General features: G+C 70.4%; 17 protein-coding genes. 11 read left to right on the top strand and 6 right to left on the bottom strand.

Annotation, left to right across the window (positions count from 1 at the left end):
* Positions 1-13 precede the first annotated feature (13 nt).
* From ACLHRZ_RS21660 to ACLHRZ_RS21625, 8 genes are all read left to right on the top strand, one after another.
* Positions 14-256, top strand: a complete 243-nt coding sequence (locus ACLHRZ_RS21660; protein WP_171085095.1) for an ATP synthase subunit c family protein — start codon at positions 14-16, stop codon at positions 254-256.
* A gap of 41 nt (positions 257-297) precedes the next feature.
* The gene (locus ACLHRZ_RS21655) at positions 298-861 is read left to right on the top strand and encodes a F0F1 ATP synthase subunit B (RefSeq protein ID WP_490420142.1); all 564 of its coding nucleotides are present in this window, start codon (positions 298-300) and stop codon (positions 859-861) included.
* The gene (locus ACLHRZ_RS21650; protein WP_490420141.1) at positions 858-1,673 is read left to right on the top strand and encodes a F0F1 ATP synthase subunit delta; all 816 of its coding nucleotides are present in this window, start codon (positions 858-860) and stop codon (positions 1,671-1,673) included. Before ACLHRZ_RS21655 ends, ACLHRZ_RS21650 begins: the two co-directional genes overlap by 4 nt.
* A gap of 116 nt (positions 1,674-1,789) precedes the next feature.
* The gene (gene atpA, locus ACLHRZ_RS21645) at positions 1,790-3,364 is read left to right on the top strand and encodes a F0F1 ATP synthase subunit alpha (RefSeq protein WP_490420140.1); all 1,575 of its coding nucleotides are present in this window, start codon (positions 1,790-1,792) and stop codon (positions 3,362-3,364) included.
* A 2-nt stretch (positions 3,365-3,366) separates the two neighbouring features.
* Positions 3,367-4,284, top strand: coding sequence for a F0F1 ATP synthase subunit gamma (locus ACLHRZ_RS21640; protein WP_490420139.1), 918 nt, complete (start codon positions 3,367-3,369; stop codon positions 4,282-4,284).
* Positions 4,284-5,726 carry a F0F1 ATP synthase subunit beta gene (gene atpD / locus ACLHRZ_RS21635; protein ID WP_490420138.1) on the top strand — a complete coding sequence of 481 codons (1,443 nt, stop codon included), beginning with the start codon at positions 4,284-4,286 and terminating at the stop codon, positions 5,724-5,726. Before ACLHRZ_RS21640 ends, atpD begins: the two co-directional genes overlap by 1 nt.
* A 113-nt stretch (positions 5,727-5,839) precedes the next feature.
* Positions 5,840-6,211: a F0F1 ATP synthase subunit epsilon gene (locus ACLHRZ_RS21630; RefSeq protein ID WP_490420137.1), complete on the top strand. Its 372-nt coding sequence runs from the start codon at positions 5,840-5,842 to the stop codon at positions 6,209-6,211.
* 114 nt (positions 6,212-6,325) lie between these two features.
* Positions 6,326-6,781: a DUF2550 domain-containing protein gene (locus ACLHRZ_RS21625; RefSeq protein ID WP_490420136.1), complete on the top strand. Its 456-nt coding sequence runs from the start codon at positions 6,326-6,328 to the stop codon at positions 6,779-6,781.
* Positions 6,782-6,878: 97 nt separating this feature from the next.
* Here ACLHRZ_RS21625 and ACLHRZ_RS21620 read toward each other — a convergent pair whose 3' ends face one another.
* From ACLHRZ_RS21620 to ACLHRZ_RS21610, 3 genes are all read right to left on the bottom strand, one after another.
* Positions 6,879-8,888, bottom strand: a complete 2,010-nt coding sequence (locus tag ACLHRZ_RS21620; protein ID WP_490420135.1) for a glycosyl hydrolase family 18 protein — start codon at positions 8,886-8,888, stop codon at positions 6,879-6,881.
* An 80-nt stretch (positions 8,889-8,968) separates the two neighbouring features.
* Positions 8,969-9,628, bottom strand: a complete 660-nt coding sequence (locus tag ACLHRZ_RS21615; protein WP_490420134.1) for a response regulator — start codon at positions 9,626-9,628, stop codon at positions 8,969-8,971.
* Positions 9,625-10,815 carry a sensor histidine kinase gene (locus tag ACLHRZ_RS21610; RefSeq protein ID WP_490420133.1) on the bottom strand — a complete coding sequence of 397 codons (1,191 nt, stop codon included), beginning with the start codon at positions 10,813-10,815 and terminating at the stop codon, positions 9,625-9,627. The genes ACLHRZ_RS21615 and ACLHRZ_RS21610 overlap by 4 nt, the downstream gene beginning before the upstream one ends.
* 127 nt (positions 10,816-10,942) lie before the next feature.
* Between ACLHRZ_RS21610 and ACLHRZ_RS21605 the strand changes: the two genes are divergently transcribed.
* Positions 10,943-11,479, top strand: a complete 537-nt coding sequence (locus tag ACLHRZ_RS21605; protein ID WP_490420132.1) for a hypothetical protein — start codon at positions 10,943-10,945, stop codon at positions 11,477-11,479.
* Between the two features lie 213 nt (positions 11,480-11,692).
* On the opposite strand, the gene ACLHRZ_RS21600 is transcribed toward ACLHRZ_RS21605, so the two are convergent.
* The 3 genes from ACLHRZ_RS21600 to ACLHRZ_RS21590 are packed head-to-tail and all read right to left on the bottom strand — an operon-like array spanning position 11,693 to position 13,863.
* Positions 11,693-12,280, bottom strand: a complete 588-nt coding sequence (locus tag ACLHRZ_RS21600; protein WP_490420131.1) for a cob(I)yrinic acid a,c-diamide adenosyltransferase — start codon at positions 12,278-12,280, stop codon at positions 11,693-11,695.
* Positions 12,281-12,293: 13 nt separating this feature from the next.
* Entirely contained in the window at positions 12,294-13,049 is a 756-nt protein-coding gene (locus ACLHRZ_RS21595) for an ABC transporter permease (protein WP_490420130.1), read from the bottom strand.
* Positions 13,050-13,062: 13 nt separating this feature from the next.
* The gene (locus ACLHRZ_RS21590; RefSeq protein WP_490420129.1) at positions 13,063-13,863 is read right to left on the bottom strand and encodes an ABC transporter ATP-binding protein; all 801 of its coding nucleotides are present in this window, start codon (positions 13,861-13,863) and stop codon (positions 13,063-13,065) included.
* Between the two features lie 79 nt (positions 13,864-13,942).
* Between ACLHRZ_RS21590 and ACLHRZ_RS21585 the strand changes: the two genes are divergently transcribed.
* Both ACLHRZ_RS21585 and ACLHRZ_RS21580 read left to right on the top strand, forming a co-directional pair.
* Entirely contained in the window at positions 13,943-14,584 is a 642-nt protein-coding gene (locus ACLHRZ_RS21585; protein WP_490420128.1) for a TetR/AcrR family transcriptional regulator, read from the top strand.
* Between the two features lie 180 nt (positions 14,585-14,764).
* On the top strand, positions 14,765-15,613 hold the full coding sequence (locus tag ACLHRZ_RS21580) for a 3-hydroxyacyl-CoA dehydrogenase family protein (protein WP_490420127.1): 849 nt from the start codon (positions 14,765-14,767) through the stop codon (positions 15,611-15,613).
* Positions 15,614-15,742 lie beyond the last annotated feature (129 nt).

Raw genomic sequence — 15,742 nt, 5'->3', positions numbered from 1 at the left:
AGGAAGAACCGGCATGTCCGCTCTCCAGACCCTTGCCGCCGACGGTGTCACCGGCTCCCTCGGCTCCATCGGCTACGGCCTCGCCGCGATCGGCCCCGGCGTCGGCGTCGGCATCATCTTCGGTAACGGCACCCAGGCGCTGGCCCGTCAGCCCGAGGCGGCCGGCCTGATCCGCGCCAACCAGATCATGGGTTTCGCCTTCTGTGAGGCGCTCGCCCTGATCGGCATCGTCATGCCGTTCGTGTTCGGTAAGTAATCACTGCTTACTGACACACCTTTTCGACGAAAGGCACTGATGTGAACGCCCTGGTTCCGCTGGCGGCCGAGGAGATGGAGAACCCTCTCCTCCCGCCGATCCCAGAGCTTGTCATCGGCCTTGTCGCCTTCCTCATCGTCTTCCTGTTCCTCGGCAAGAAGCTCCTTCCGAACATCAACAAGGTTCTGGACGAGCGCCGGGCGGCCATCGAGGGCGGCATGGAGAAGGCCGAGGCCGCCCAGGCCGAGGCTCAGCAGGTACTCGAGGACTACCGGGCTCAGCTTGCCGACGCCCGCCACGAGTCCGCGCGTCTGCGCCAGGAGGCGCAGGAGCAGGGCGTCGCGCTGATCGCCGAGATGCGGCTCGAGGGCCAGCGGCAGCGTGAGGAGATCATCGCTGCCGGTCACGCCCAGATCGAGGCCGACCGCAAGGCCGCTTCGGCCTCCCTCCGTCAGGACGTCGGCCGGCTGGCCATCGACCTGGCGGGCCGGATCGTGGGCGAGTCCCTGCAGGACTCCGCCCGTCAGAGCCGGACCATCGACCGCTTCCTCGACGCCGTCGAGAACAAGTCGGTGGACGTGACGAAGGCCGAGGCGAAGCGATGAGCCTTGCGAGCCGCGAGGCCCTGGCCTCTGCACGGGAGAGCCTCGACGCGCTGGCGGACAACACGTCCGTGGACGCGGCGAAGCTGGCAGACGAACTCGCCGCCGTCACCGCACTGCTGGACCGTGAGGTGTCGCTGCGCCGGGTCCTGACCGACCCGGCGCAGGCCGGCGAGGCCAAGGCCGAGCTGGCCCAGCGCCTGCTGGCCGGTCAGGTCGGCGGCGAGTGCACCGACCTGCTGGCCGGCATGGTGCGCCTGCGCTGGTCGCGTTCGCGCGACCTGGTGGACGCGACCGAGGAGCTGGCGAGCAGCGCCGACCTGGTCGCCGCCGAGCGCCAGGGCGTCCTGGACGACGTCGAGGACGAGCTGTTCCGCTTCGGCCGGATCGTCACCTCGGACTCCGCACTGCGCTCCGCGCTGACCGACAAGGTCGCCGACCGGGCCGCGAAGGCGGCCCTGGTGCACCGGCTGCTGGACGGCCGGGCCAACCCGGTCACCGAGCGGCTCGTCGTCCGCCTGGTGACGGCGCCGCGTGGCCGTAGCCTGGAAGCGGGGCTCAACGCCCTCTCCAAGCTCGCCGCGGAGCGCCGGGACCGTACGGTCGCGGTGGTCACCTCGGCGGTGCCGCTGGACGACCGGCAGAAGCAGCGCCTCGGTGATGCGCTGGCCGAGCTGTACGGGCGGCGCGTCCACCTCAACATGGACGTCGACCCCGAGGTCATCGGCGGCATCCAGGTGCGCATCGGCGACGAGGTCATCAACGGCACCATCGCGGACCGCCTCGCCGAGGCGGAACGGCGGATGGCCGGCTGACCGGCGACCAACTCAAGAGCATGACTGACGGCCCGGGTTGGGCCGACGGTGTCCCCCGGGGGAACTTCCCCGGGGAAGAAATACTTCGGGCCCAACAAGGAGAGCAGGGAACCCAGATGGCGGAGCTCACGATCCGGCCGGAGGAGATCCGGGACGCGCTGGAGAACTTTGTCCAGGCGTACAAGCCGGACGCGGCCTCGCGCGAGGAGGTCGGTACGGTCAGCGTTGCCGGCGACGGCATCGCGAAGGTCGAGGGCCTTCCCTCGGCCATGGCGAACGAGCTGCTGCGGTTCGAGGACGGAACCCTCGGTCTCGCCCTCAACCTCGAGGAGCGCGAGATCGGTGCGGTCGTCCTCGGCGAGTTCAGCGGCATCGAGGAGGGCCAGCCGGTGCAGCGCACCGGTGAGGTGCTCTCCGTCGCGGTGGGCGAGGGCTACCTCGGCCGCGTCGTCGACCCGCTGGGCAACCCGATCGACGGCCTCGGCGAGATCACCGGCATCGAGGGCCGCCGCGCCCTCGAGCTTCAGGCCCCCACGGTCATGCAGCGCAAGTCGGTCCACGAGCCGATGGAGACGGGCTACAAGGCCGTCGACGCCATGACCCCGGTCGGCCGCGGCCAGCGTCAGCTGATCATCGGCGACCGGCAGACCGGCAAGACCGCGCTGGCCGTCGACACGATCATCAACCAGCGCGACAACTGGCGCACCGGCGACCCGAAGAAGCAGGTCCGCTGCATCTACGTCGCCATCGGCCAGAAGGGCTCCACCATCGCGTCCGTGCGCGGTGCGCTGGAGGAGGCCGGCGCCCTGGAGTACACGACGATCGTCGCGGCTCCGGCGTCCGACCCGGCGGGCTTCAAGTACCTCGCCCCGTACACCGGTTCCGCCATCGGCCAGCACTGGATGTACCAGGGCAAGCACGTCCTGATCGTCTTCGACGACCTGTCCAAGCAGGCCGACGCCTACCGTGCCGTCTCCCTGCTGCTGCGCCGCCCGCCGGGCCGTGAGGCCTACCCGGGTGACGTCTTCTACCTGCACTCCCGTCTGCTGGAGCGCTGCGCCAAGCTCTCCGACGAGATGGGCGCGGGCTCGATGACCGGTCTGCCGATCGTCGAGACCAAGGCGAACGACGTCTCGGCGTTCATCCCGACCAACGTCATCTCCATCACCGACGGCCAGTGCTTCCTGGAGTCGGACCTCTTCAACGCCGGTCAGCGCCCCGCGCTGAACGTCGGTATCTCGGTCTCCCGTGTCGGTGGCTCCGCCCAGCACAAGGCCATGAAGCAGGTCTCCGGCCGACTGCGCGTGGACCTCGCCCAGTTCCGTGAGCTGGAGGCGTTCGCCGCCTTCGGTTCCGACCTGGACGCGGCCTCCAAGGCGGCGCTGGAGCGCGGCAAGCGCATGGTCGAGCTGCTGAAGCAGGCCCAGTACGCCCCGTACTCCACCGAGGACCAGGTCGTCTCCATCTGGGCCGGCACCACCGGCAGGATGGACGAGGTTCCGGTCGGGGACATCCGCCGCTTCGAGCGCGAGCTGCTGGACCACCTGCACCGCGAGCACAAGGGCCTCATGACCTCCATCCGTGAGGGCGGCAAGATGTCCGACGACACGCTGCAGTCCGTGGGCGACGCCATCGCGGCGTTCAAGCAGCAGTTCGAGACCGCGGACGGCAAGCTGCTGGGCGAGGGCTGAGCATGGGTGCCCAGCTCCGGGTCTACAAGAGGCGGATCAAGTCCGTCTCCGCGACCAAGAAGATCACCAAGGCGATGGAGATGATCGCCGCCTCGCGCATCGTCAAGGCGCAGCGCCAGGTGGCCGCTTCGACTCCGTACGCCAGTGAGCTCACCCGGGCAGTGACCGCGGTTGCCACCGGCTCCAACACCAGGCACGCCCTCACCACCGAGGCGGAGAACCCGGTCCGGGCCGCGGTGCTGCTCGTCACGAGCGACCGTGGTCTGGCCGGCGGTTACTCCTCGAACGCCATCAAGGCGGCGGAGCAGCTCTCCGAGCGGCTCCGCGGCGAGGGCAAGGACGTCGTCACGTACATCGTCGGCCGCAAGGGCGTCGCGTACTACGGCTTCCGCGAGCGTCCGGTGGCGCAGTCCTGGACCGGTTTCACCGACAGCCCGACCTACGCCGACGCCAAGCGCGTCGCCGATCCGCTGATCGCGGCCGTCCAGCAGGACACCGCCGAGGGCGGCGTGGACGAGCTGCACATCGTCTTCACCGAGTTCGTCTCGATGATGACGCAGACGCCGGTGGACAACCGCCTGCTGCCGCTGAGCCTCGAGGCGACGGCGGAGGAGGCGGAAGCCAAGGGCGGGATCCTTCCGCTGTACGAGTTCGAGCCGTCGGTGGAAGGCGTGCTCGACGCGCTGCTGCCGCGGTACGTCGAGTCCCGGATCTACAACGCGCTGCTGCAGGCCGCCGCTTCCGAGCACGCCGCCCGCCGCCGTGCGATGAAGTCCGCGACCGACAATGCGGAAGAGCTCATCAAGTCGCTCAAGCGGCTTGCCAATGCGGCCCGACAGGCCGACATCACCCAGGAAATCAGCGAGATCGTCGGTGGAGCCAGCGCCCTGGCCGACGCGACCGCGGGGAGTGACAAGTAATGACGACCACTGTTGAGACGGCCGCCGCCACGGGCCGCGTCGCGCGGGTCATCGGCCCCGTCGTCGACGTGGAGTTCCCCGTCGACGCGATGCCGGAGATCTACAACGCTCTGCACGCCGAGGTCGACGACCCGGCCGTCGAGGGCGGTCGCAAGACCCTGACCCTCGAGGTCGCCCAGCACCTGGGCGAGGGCCTGGTCCGCTCCATCTCGATGCAGCCCACCGACGGTCTGGTCCGCCAGGCCCCGGTGACCGACACCGGCGCGGCCATCTCCGTGCCGGTCGGTGACGTGACCAAGGGCAAGGTGTTCAACACCCTGGGCCAGGTCCTCAACGAGGACGAGTCCACGGTCGCCGACGCCGAGCGCTGGTCGATCCACCGCAAGGCCCCGGCCTTCGACCAGCTCGAGTCCAAGACCGAGATGTTCGAGACCGGCCTGAAGGTCGTCGACCTGCTGACCCCGTACGTCAAGGGCGGCAAGATCGGTCTGTTCGGTGGTGCCGGTGTCGGCAAGACCGTGCTGATCCAGGAAATGATCATGCGTGTGGCCAAGCTGCACGAGGGCGTTTCCGTCTTCGCCGGTGTCGGTGAGCGCACCCGTGAGGGCAACGACCTCATGGTCGAGATGGAGGAGGCCGGCGTTCTCGACAAGACCGCGCTGGTCTTCGGCCAGATGGACGAGCCCCCGGGCACCCGTTTGCGCGTGGCCCTGGCCGGTCTGACCATGGCGGAGTACTTCCGCGATGTGCAGAAGCAGGACGTGCTGTTCTTCATCGACAACATCTTCCGCTTCACCCAGGCCGGTTCCGAGGTCTCGACCCTGCTCGGCCGCATGCCCTCCGCGGTGGGCTACCAGCCGAACCTGGCGGACGAGATGGGCATCCTGCAGGAGCGCATCACCTCGACCCGTGGTCACTCGATCACCTCGATGCAGGCGATCTACGTCCCCGCGGACGACCTGACCGACCCGGCCCCGGCGACCACCTTCGCCCACCTGGACGCCACCACCGTGCTGTCGCGTCCGATCTCGGAGAAGGGCATCTACCCGGCGGTCGACCCGCTGGACTCGACGTCCCGCATCCTGGACCCGCGCTACGTCGCGCAGGACCACTACGACACCGCCATGCGGGTCCGTGGAATCCTGCAGAAGTACAAGGACCTCCAGGACATCATCGCGATCCTCGGTATCGACGAGCTGGGCGAAGAGGACAAGCTGGTCGTCCACCGCGCCCGTCGCGTCGAGCGCTTCCTGTCGCAGAACACCCACGCGGCGAAGCAGTTCACCGGTGTCGACGGTTCGGACGTTCCGCTGGACGAGTCCATCGCCGCGTTCAACTCGATCTGCGACGGTGAGTTCGACCACTTCCCGGAGCAGGCCTTCTTCATGTGCGGTGGCCTCGAGGACCTGAAGAAGAACGCCAAGGAGCTCGGCGTCTCCTGAGCCCCGTGCTCGTGAGGACCGGGGGTGGGGTGCTCCCGCCCCCGGTCCGTACGTCCCCTATTCTTTGACCCAACACCCGCCGCGCCCGGCGGGTGGAGACCCGAGGAGCCACGTTGGCTGCTGAGCTGCACGTCGAGCTGGTCGCGGCGGACCGAAGCGTCTGGTCCGGCGAGGCCACTCTGGTCATCGCGCGTACCACATCGGGTGACATCGGCGTCATGCCCGGCCACCAGCCGCTGCTCGGTGTGCTGGAGTCCGGCCCGGTGACCATCAAGACCGCCGAGGGCACCGTGATCGCCGCGGTGCACGGTGGATTCATCTCGTTCGCCGACGACAAGCTCTCGCTGCTCGCCGAGATCGCGGAGCTTGCCGACGAGATCGACGTCCAGCGCGCCGAGCGTGCGCTGGAGCGGGCCCAGTCGGAGGCGGACGCCGCCGCCGAGCGGCGCGCGGATGTCCGGCTGCGTGCGGTCACGGGACACTAGGACCGCGACCGACCATCGATACGTCCCTCAGCCGCGGGCCGCACTGGATCTTCCAGGGCGGTCCGCGGCTGAGGCAATACAGGTGCGGTTGCTCTAGATGATGCGAGGAGGTCGGTGGAGATGGTCCTCGCTCTGCTCGTGAGCGGCATCGTCGTACTGCTGGTGGTGCTGGGGCTCTTCGTCTTCGGGCTGCGCAGACGGCTCATCCAGCGGTCCGGCGGGACCTTCGACTGCAGCCTGCGGTGGAACGTCCCCGAGGACGACCCCGAACCCCTCGGCAAGGGCTGGGTGTACGGGGTCGCCCGCTACAACGGTGACCGGATCGAGTGGTTCCGGGTCTTCTCGTACGCCCCGCGCCCCCGGCGCATCCTGGAGCGCGCCTCGATCGAGGTACGGGCGCGGCGCACGCCGCAGGGCGAGGAGGAACTGGCCCTGCTGTCGGACGCGGTCGTCCTGTCGTGCCTGCACCGCGGCACGCACCTCGAACTGGCGATGAGCGAGGACGCGTTGACGGGCTTCCTGGCATGGCTGGAGGCGGCGCCTCCGGGACAACGGGTGAACGTGGCGTAAGGTCGCGCCCCGCAGGCCGCGCCCCGTAAGGGGCGCGGGGCGGTTTCCTTGTGAGGCTCCGCCGCGTGGGCGCGACCAGCCAAGAACAACCCGCAGTTCACGACAGCCCGTCGTTGACGGCAGTCATCAGTGTGCCGCTGTCCCCGGACATCTCCCAGATCATCACCCCCAACAGATTCTTCTGGCGAAGCCAGGCCGTCTTCTTGCCGATCGACCACGCATCGTCGAACGTCCACCACTGCCCGCCGTCCCCGGTGAACCCGTACGTGGCCACGACCTGATCGTCGTGGTAGACGGTCATGTTCGGCACCGAGGCGATCAGGTTGTCGTAGCCCCGTGTACCCGCCTCCTCGGGGAACTGCCCGGGCGCAGCCCCGTTGGCCGTCTGCCACGCCCCGTGGGCACCCCCGTCGGCCACCTGCTGCCAGCCGCGTCCGTAGAAGGCCAGCCCCAGGGCCAGCTTGCGGGGGTCGACGCCCGCGTCGAGGTACGTCTGGACGGTCTTCTCCACGCTGAACTTCGTGGAGTACGGGTCCTTGGGGTCGGCGTACAGGTTCCCCTGGTGGCCGGTGCGGTTGGGTTCCCAGCTGTTGTCGCTGCCCGAGCCGTGGAAGTCGTAGCCCTGGACGTTGGCGTAGTCCATGGAGTCGAAGACGTTGGGCTTGCCGCCGATCTGCCAGCCTGCCGCGATCTTGGCCGGGTCGGCCGGGGTGAAGGCGGTGAGGAGATAGTGCGTGCCCAGTGCGTCGAGCTGCTTGCGGAACTCGGCCATCAGCAGCGTGAGGTCGGCCTTGTCGTCCGCGGAGACGTGGTTGCCGGGGTGTCCGTCGGAGCCCGGCCACTCCCAGTCGATGTCGAAGCCGTCGAAGATCCCGGCCGCAGTGCCGGGGCCGCCGCGGCCGTTGCTGACCGGGAGGTTGCCCTTGATGTACATGTCGATGCAGGACTGGACGAACTTCTGCCGGGAGGCGTCGGTCCTGGCGACGTCCGAGAAGTACTTGCTGTAGGTCCAGCCGCCCACCGACATCAGGATCTTGAGATTGGGGTACTTGGCCTTGAGCTCCTTGAGCTGGTTGAAGTTGCCGGCGAGCGGCTGGTCCCAGGTGTCCGCCGTGCCGTTGACCGAGTCGCCGGCCCCGAAGCCCTTCTCGTAGTCGGCCCACGAATCGCCCGCGCCGTCGCCCTGGTTCGGGTCCTCCGGGTTGGACCCGGTGGCCTTGGTGACGCCGTTGAGGCAGGTGAGGTTGACCGGATCGATGTTGGAGAAGGCGTAGTTGAGGTGGGTGAGCCTGGCAGCGGCGCCCGTGGCGTCCAGGGACTTCACCGTGTACGCGCGGCCGTAGATGCCCCACTGCACGAAGTAGCCCACTCTGGCATAGCCGTTGCCGGGCTGCGGGCTGCCGCCCCCGCCGGTGGTCTTCACGGTCAGTGCCGGGCCGGCGGGCCCGGTCCGGTCGGCGGTGTCGCGGCCGACGACGGTGTAGGTGTAGCCGGTGCCGGGGGTCAACCCGGTGTCCGTGTAGGCCAGTTTGGCGACGGTCGCGACCTTGCTGCCGCCGCGGTAGACGTCGTAGTTCTTCATGCCCGTGGCGGACGTGGACGCCGCCCACTTCAGGGAGACGGTCGTGTCGGTGACGGCCGTGGCCTGGGGCATGCCGGGGGCGCTCGGCGGACTGCCCTGGGAACCGCCGTCGCAGGAACCGCCGTTGAGCTTGCAGCCGCTCGGCGCGTTGTCACCCGCGGCGACGAAGCCGAAGGTGACGGATGCGCCGGGGGCGATGGTGCCGTTGTACTCGCGGTTCTTGGCGGTGTAGTGGGTGCCGCTGTTGCTGATCAGGGCGTCCCAGTACGAGCCGACGGTGGTGGTGGACGGGAGGTCCCACTCGACGGTCCAGCCGTCGAGGGCCGTCGGGCCCGTGTTCTTGATCGTCCATTCGCCCTGGTAACCGGTGCCCCAGTCCGAGGTCTTGGCGAAGGCCGCCGTCGCCGAGGCCGCGGCGTGGGCCGGGGACGCGAGCCCGATGAGGGCGGCGAGGGGGAGGAGGAAGGCGGCGAAGGCCGCGGTGAGGGTGAAGCGTCTGCCGTGTCCCGCTGTTCCTGTGCTCAAGGGTGCTCCTCGAGTGGAGTCCGTACAGGGTGGGGGGTGTGCAGTTTTGTGGGGGAGCGTAAGAAGGTCCGTACCAATGGTCAAGAGGTCTGGACCAGGCCCAACTCCCGGGCCAGTACGGCCGCCTGCACCCTGCTGCGCAGCTCCAGCTTCCCCAGCAGGCGGCTCACGTGCGTCTTCACCGTCGCCTCCGCCATCTGCAGCCGGACCGCGATCTCCGCGTTCGCCAGGCCCTCGCCGAGACAGGCCAGCACTTCGCGCTCGCGGCGCGTGAGCACGTCCAGCAGGGCCGGGTCCGCGGACGGGCGGGCCGCAGGCGCGGGGCGGGCGAACTCGGCGATCAGGCGCCGGGTGACGGCCGGGGAGATCAGCCCCTCGCCCCGGGCCACGGTCCGCACGGCGGCGACGAGGTCGGCGGCCTCGCTGTCCTTGAGCAGGAACCCGGCCGCGCCCGCGCGCAGCGCCCCGAAGACGTACTCGTCGAGGTCGAAGGTGGTCAGCACGAGCACGTCGGCGAGCTGCTCGGAGGTGATCTGCCGGGTGGCCGAGACCCCGTCCAGGCGGGGCATCTGGATGTCCATGACGACCAGGTCGGGCCGCAGCGCCCGGGTCAGCCGCACCGCCTCCTCGCCGTCCGCCGCCTCCCCGACGACCTCGACGCCGGGCGCGGAGCGCAGGATGAGCACCAGGCCGGACCGGACGGCGGCCTGGTCCTCGGCGACCAGAACCCGGATCGTCATCGCATCTCCTCGCTCTCCACGGGCAGTTCGGCCCGTACCTCCCAGAACACCGCCGCACCTTCGTTCAGCGGTCCCGTCTCCAGCCGGCCGCCCAGGAGGGCGACGCGCTCGCGCATCCCGACGATCCCCGCTCCCGCACCCGGCGCGCGCGGGGCCGGCCGGTCGCCCAGCGGGCTGGTGACGCGGACGGTCAGCGGGCCGCCGCCCGTGCGCGACAGGCGCACCGCCACCTCTCCGGGCGCCGCGTGCTTGACCGCATTGGTCAGCGACTCCTGCACGATGCGGTAGGCCGCCAGCTCGACGGGCGCGGGCAGCGGCCCGGGGCCGCGTTCGTCGAGCAGGACGAAACGGAACCTGCCCTCGTCCGGCACGGCGCTGCGCGCCTGCGCCAGCAGCGCCTCCAGTCCCTCCAGCGTGGGCGTGGCCGCCGGCCCCTCTTCGCCGGTGCGCAGGAGAGTGATGAGACGGCGCATCTCGGCGAGGCCCTGGACGCTGTTCTCGCGGATCACCGCGAGCGCCTCCCGGGACGTCTCCGGCTCGCCGATCGACAGCGCCGCCGTGGAGTGGATGGCGATGGCCGACAGGTGTCCCGCCACCATGTCGTGCAGCTCCCGCGCCATGCGGGAACGCTCCGCGCCCACCGCCTCGCGCCGGTCCAGCTCCGCCAGCAGCGCCGTCCGCTCGGCCGCCAGCCGCGCGGACCGGGCGGCGTCGCGGTGCACGCGGACGCCCACGCCGGTCCAGGCGGGCGCGATGGTCACGAGGCCCAGCGCGATCCCGACCAGCAGCGCCTCCGGCTTGCGGACCAGGGCGACGGCCAGCAACGTGCCCAGCACGGTGAGCACTTCGGTCGCGCGCGGGATGAACCGGTACGCGGCCTGCGGCCCGTACAGCACCGCCGCGTAGACGAGGTCGGTGAACATGCCGACGTTCGCGATGAGACTGCCCGCGCAGACGTCGAGCGCGAGCGCCCCCGTGCCGAGCGCGAGCCCCGCGAGCGGGGCGCTGCGGCGCAGCAGTTCGGCACCGGCCATGACGGCCAGTGCGACGAGCGCGAGCCACGGCGGCAGCGGCAGGGCGGGCGAGCTGCGCAGGCCCAGCGCGTACAGCAGGACGCCGCCGAGCACCCCGGTGGCCGCGATGAGCACGGCATCGCGGTCGGGGCGGCGTGGGAGGGGCAGCTGCACAGGTCCATCACAGCATGCCGTCGCCGCAGGTCAGTACATCGAAGGATGCAGTCGGGGATCGTCTTCCGCGACGAGGCGGGGGCGGCCGTCCGCGGGGACGCTGGAGGGGAGGGAGAGGAGCGGAACCGTGATCGTCATGCTGGTCGTCGCCTGCGAGGTCGGCTTCTGGGTACTGCTGGCCGTCGGACTGAGCCTGCGCTATCTGGCGCGCATGCCGCGCGCGGGGGTCGCGGTACTGCTGCTGGAGCCGGTCCTGGAACTCGTGCTGCTCGTCGCGACTGCGATCGACCTGAAGAACGGCGCCACCGCCGACTGGAAGCACGGCCTCGCGGCCGTCTACATCGGCTTCTCGGCCGGCTTGGGCCACTCCACGCTCCGCTGGGCCGACGCTCGCTTCGCCCACCGCTTCGCGGGCGGTCCGCCGCCGGTCAAGCCGCCGAAGTACGGGACGGCGCGCACGGTGCACGAGTGGAAGACGGCGGGGCGCTGGGTCGTGGCCGCAGCGGTTGCCGCTGCGCTGTTGCAGGCGGCGGTCTGGTACGTGGGGGGCTCGGGCGACGTGAGCTCGTTGCGGGCTTGGCAGTCGACGATGCTGTGGGTGGGGGGCATCAATGTGGTGATCGCGCTGAGCTACACGATCTGGCCCAAGCGGGCGCGCCCGTGAGGGGCGCGGGGAACTGCGCGAGCAACCACGAACGGCCCGCAGCCGTCGGACAGCTGGTACCGCCCCGCGCTGTTCGTCGGCTGCGGGCCGTCACTGGCTGGTCGCGCAGTTCCCCGCGTCCCTGACGGGGCGCGCCACCGTGGTCGCGCCCACGCGGCGGAGCCGCAAATACATACAGTCCCGCGCCCCTTACGGGGCGCGCCACCGCAGAGGTCAGCGGTTCTCGCCCGGTACCCAAAGGACGTCCCCGACGTCCCGGTTGGCGCTTCGCGCCAGGATGAACAGTAGGTCCGACAGCCGGTTCAAGTACGTCGCCGTCAGGCCGTTCATGATGTCGCCGTGCATCTCCAGCGCCGCCCACGTGGCGCGCTCCGCGCGCCGTGCCACCGTGCACGCCTGGTGCAGCAGCGCAGCGCCCGGCGCCCCCCCGGGAAGGATGAAGCTGCGCAGCTTCTCCAGCGGCTCCAGGAAGCGGTCGCAGTCCGCCTCCAGGCGGTCGATGTAGGACTGCTCGACGCGCAGCGGCGGGGCCATTTTTCTTGAAAGCGCGGGGTTCTCCACGACGGGGGTCGCCAGGTCGGCACCCACGTCGAAGAGGTCGTTCTGGACCCGGACGAGCACCGCCACGATGTCCTCCGGCAGCTGCCCCAGCGCGATGGCCACCCCGATCGCGGCGTTGGCCTCGTTCGCGTCGGCGTACGCCGCGATGCGGGTGTCGGTCTTCACGGTCCGGCTCATGTCGCCGAGGGCGGTGGTGCCGTCGTCGCCGGTGCGGGTGTAGATACGCGTCAGGTTGACCATGCCCCGAGCGTAGTCACGCCCCGGCCCTGCGGAAGTACCGCGTTCCGGCCGTCACCGAGACGGCCAGCAGGGCGAGGGCCGCCAACGCGCCGCGCAGCAGCGCCGGGTCCGCGTAGTGGCCGACGAACGCGGCGCGGACCGCGTCCACCAGATAGCGCAGCGGCATCACGTGGGAGAGCGCGTCGAGCCAGCCGGGCGCGAGGGACATGGGGAGCAGGAGGCCGGAGAGCAGCATGGCCTGCATGTTGACGGCGTTGACGAGCGGGGCGAAGGACGTGGGCGCGGCGGCCTTCATGGCCAGCGCGTAGGACAGGGACGCCAGCGACAGCGCCAGTGCCGCCGTGAAGGCGAAGCCCATCAGGACGCCGGGCAGCGGTGCCCGCAGGCCCATGGCCACGGCCACCAGGACGATCACGGCCGCCTGCACGGTGAGCAGCGCGGCGTCCCGCAGGATGCGCCCCAGCAGCAGGGCGAGCCGGCTGACCGGGGTGACCCGCATCCGGTCGACGATGCCGTGCTGCTTCTCGATGATCAGCGCCATTCCGGCGAACGAGGCGCCGAAGAGGGCGAGTTGGAGGAGCAGGCCCGGGACGAGGACCTGCCAGGAGGAGCCCGTCCCGCCGAGCGGCATGTGCGTGAGCAGCGGGCCGTAGAGGACGAGGTAGAGCGAGGGCATCAGCGCACCGAAGGTCATGGCGGGCTTCGAGCGCAGGGTCTGGCGGGCGTACCGGCCGAAGACGAGGGCGGTGTCGGACGCGAGGGTGTGCACGGGGTGTCGGCTCCTAGACGGCTACGGGGGTGGTGTCCCGGGGCGCGGGGCCGCGCCCGGTGATGACGAGGAAGGCGTCCTGCAGGGTGGCGTCGGGGGAGCCGGCGTAGCGGGTCTTGAGCTCCGCCGGGGTCCCCTCCGCCACGACGCGGCCGTGGTCGACGACGATCAGCCGGTCGGCGAGTGCGTCCGCCTCGTCGAGGTAGTGCGTGGTGAGGAAGACGGTCGTGCCCCACTCGGTGCGGATGCGGCGCACGAGGTCCCAGAGGTCGGCACGGCTGCCGGGGTCGAGGCCGGTGGTGGGCTCGTCGAGGAAGAGGACCTCGGGCCGGTGGGTGAGGGCCATGGCGATGTCGAGCCGGCGCCGCTGCCCGCCGGAGAGGGCCGCGCACGGCCGGCCCAGGAGGCCGGTGAGGCCGAGCTCGTGCGCCAACTCCTCGGCGCGCCCGGCGGCTTCGGCCTTGCGGAGCCCGTAGAACCGTCCCTGGGTTACCAGTTCCTCGCGCACCGAGACGGCGGGGTCGACGCCTCCGGACTGGGCCACGTAGCCGGTGCGGCGGCGGACCCCCCGGGGGTCGCGGGCGAGGTCGTGCCCGGCGACGGTCGCGGTGCCGCCGGTGGGCGCGAGCAGGGTGGTGAGCATGCGCAGCGTGGTGGTCTTGCCCGCGCCGTTGGGGCCGAGGAAGCCGAGGATCTCGCCGCGGCGGACGGTCAGGTCGATGCCGCGCACCGCCTCGACGGGGCCGCGCGGGGTCGTGAAGGTCCGGGTGAGTCCGGACGTGCGGATGCTGTCGGAGCTGTCCAAGCTGTCCATGCCGCAAGAAAAGCAGAGTCCCTGAAAGTTTGCAATGACTCCAAGTTTTCAAGGAGTGCAGCGAAGCTACGATGAGGGCATGACCGGCGAAGGGCTCAGGGAGCGGAAGAAGCGGCAGACGAGGCAGCACATCTCGGACGTGGCGACCGGCCTGTTCCTGGAGCGCGGCTTCGACGCGGTGACGATCGCGGACGTCGCCACGGCCGCGGACGTGTCCGTCAACACCGTCTACAACTACTTCGGCGCGAAGGAGGACCTCTTCCTCGACCGCGAGGACGACGCCGTCGAGTGGCTCGCCACGGCCGTCCGCGGCCGTCCCGCGGGCGAGTCCCCCGCCGCGGCCGTGCTGCGCGCCCTGCGGGCGGACGTCGTGGCCGTCTCGCCGCGGATGGGGCTCGTGGACGGGTTCGAGCGGTTCCTGCGCGTCATCGAGGAGTCGCCGGCCCTGCGCTCCCGGGTGTTCGGCATGCGGCGCCGCGCCGTCGACGGGCTCACCGCCGTGCTCGCCGAGGAGGCCGGGGAGGACGCCGGGCCGCTGCCCGGGCTGGTGGCGGGTCAGCTGGGCTGGATCCAGGCGCAGGTGACGGAGTACATCCAGGGCGAGGTGGTGGCGGGGCGCTCCGCCACCGAGACCTCGCGTGCGGCGCTGGGTCTGCTGGACGAGATCGAGGGGCTGCTGAGCGACCGTCTGCTGGGGTACGGCATCCGCCCGGCGGTGTGATCACTGGGGCCCGAGTGGCTCAACTGCAGCGTGTGGCCCGGCCGGTGGCCGTCTCGGTGTGATGTCCGTCATTCGGGACGTGACGCGCATCTCTTCCCTCCCAACGGCGCGCTCCCGGACGCTAAGGTCCGGCCAAGAGCCGTAAGAACACGCAGGTGTACAGGGAGTAAGGGGACAGTCGTGGCCAAGAAGCTCGCCGTCATCGGTGCCGGACTGATGGGGTCCGGCATTGCGCAGGTCTCCGCGCAGGCCGGCTGGGACGTCGTGCTGCGGGACGTGACCGATGCGGCGCTGCAGCGCGGCACGGACGGCATCCGGGCCTCGCTGGACCGGTTCGTGGCCAAGGGCAGGCTGGAGGCCGCCGCGGCCGAGCAGGCGCTCGCGCGCATCACCCCGACCACGGACCTCGACGCGGCCGCCGACGCCGACATCGTGGTGGAGGCCGTCTTCGAGGACGTCGACACCAAGCGGGACATCTTCCGCACCCTGGACGGGCTGGTGAAGGAGGACACCGTCCTCGCCTCCAACACCTCCGCCATCCCGATCACCAAGATCGCGGCCGCCACCGCCCGCCCGGAGCGCGTGGTCGGCGCCCACTTCTTCTCGCCGGTGCCGATGATGCAGCTGTGCGAGCTGGTGCGCGGGCACAAGACCAGCGACGAAACCCTCGCCGCCGCGCGGGAGTTCGCCGAGGGCATCGGCAAGACCTGCATCGTCGTCAACCGCGACGTCGCCGGTTTCGTCACCACCCGCCTGATCTCGGCGCTGGTCGTCGAGGCGGCCAAGCTGTACGAGTCCGGGGTGGCCAGCGCCGAGGACATCGACATCGCCTGCAGGCTGGGCTTCGGCCACGCCATGGGCCCGCTGGCGACCGCCGACCTGACGGGCGTCGACATCCTGCTGCACGCGACCGAGAACATCTACACCGAGTGCCAGGACGAGAAGTTCGCCCCGCCGGAGCTCATGCGCCGCATGGTCGACGCGGGCGACCTGGGCCGCAAGAGCGGCCAGGGCTTTTACCAGCACTGAGGCTCCATCGGCTACCGAATTCACCCCGTGGGGTGAATTCGGTAGCAATTCGCTTACAGACGGCAACTTTGCCGTGCGAAAGGCAGTCAGTTCTTTAGAACCTCGGACCAGACGGAACAGAACCTCTCC

The organism is Streptomyces sp. AM25, assembly GCF_058146165.1.
Note: the sequence above shows the minus strand (reverse complement) of the source record. Positions and strands in the feature narration are given on the sequence as shown.

What these genes read in the sequence shown, in the direction of transcription:
- ACLHRZ_RS21650 (WP_490420141.1), top strand. Translation starts at nt 858, where the DNA reads ATGAGCCTTGCGAGCCGCGAGGCCCTGGCCTCTGCACGGGAGAGCCTC.
- ACLHRZ_RS21615 (WP_490420134.1), bottom strand. Translation starts at nt 9,628, where the DNA reads ATGACGATCCGGGTTCTGGTCGCCGAGGACCAGGCCGCCGTCCGGTCC.
- ACLHRZ_RS21640 (WP_490420139.1), top strand. Translation starts at nt 3,367, where the DNA reads ATGGGTGCCCAGCTCCGGGTCTACAAGAGGCGGATCAAGTCCGTCTCC.
- ACLHRZ_RS21660 (WP_171085095.1), top strand. Translation starts at nt 14, where the DNA reads ATGTCCGCTCTCCAGACCCTTGCCGCCGACGGTGTCACCGGCTCCCTC.
- atpA (WP_490420140.1), top strand. Translation starts at nt 1,790, where the DNA reads ATGGCGGAGCTCACGATCCGGCCGGAGGAGATCCGGGACGCGCTGGAG.
- ACLHRZ_RS21600 (WP_490420131.1), bottom strand. Translation starts at nt 12,280, where the DNA reads ATGGTCAACCTGACGCGTATCTACACCCGCACCGGCGACGACGGCACC.
- ACLHRZ_RS21590 (WP_490420129.1), bottom strand. Translation starts at nt 13,863, where the DNA reads ATGGACAGCTTGGACAGCTCCGACAGCATCCGCACGTCCGGACTCACC.
- atpD (WP_490420138.1), top strand. Translation starts at nt 4,284, where the DNA reads ATGACGACCACTGTTGAGACGGCCGCCGCCACGGGCCGCGTCGCGCGG.
- ACLHRZ_RS21585 (WP_490420128.1), top strand. Translation starts at nt 13,943, where the DNA reads ATGACCGGCGAAGGGCTCAGGGAGCGGAAGAAGCGGCAGACGAGGCAG.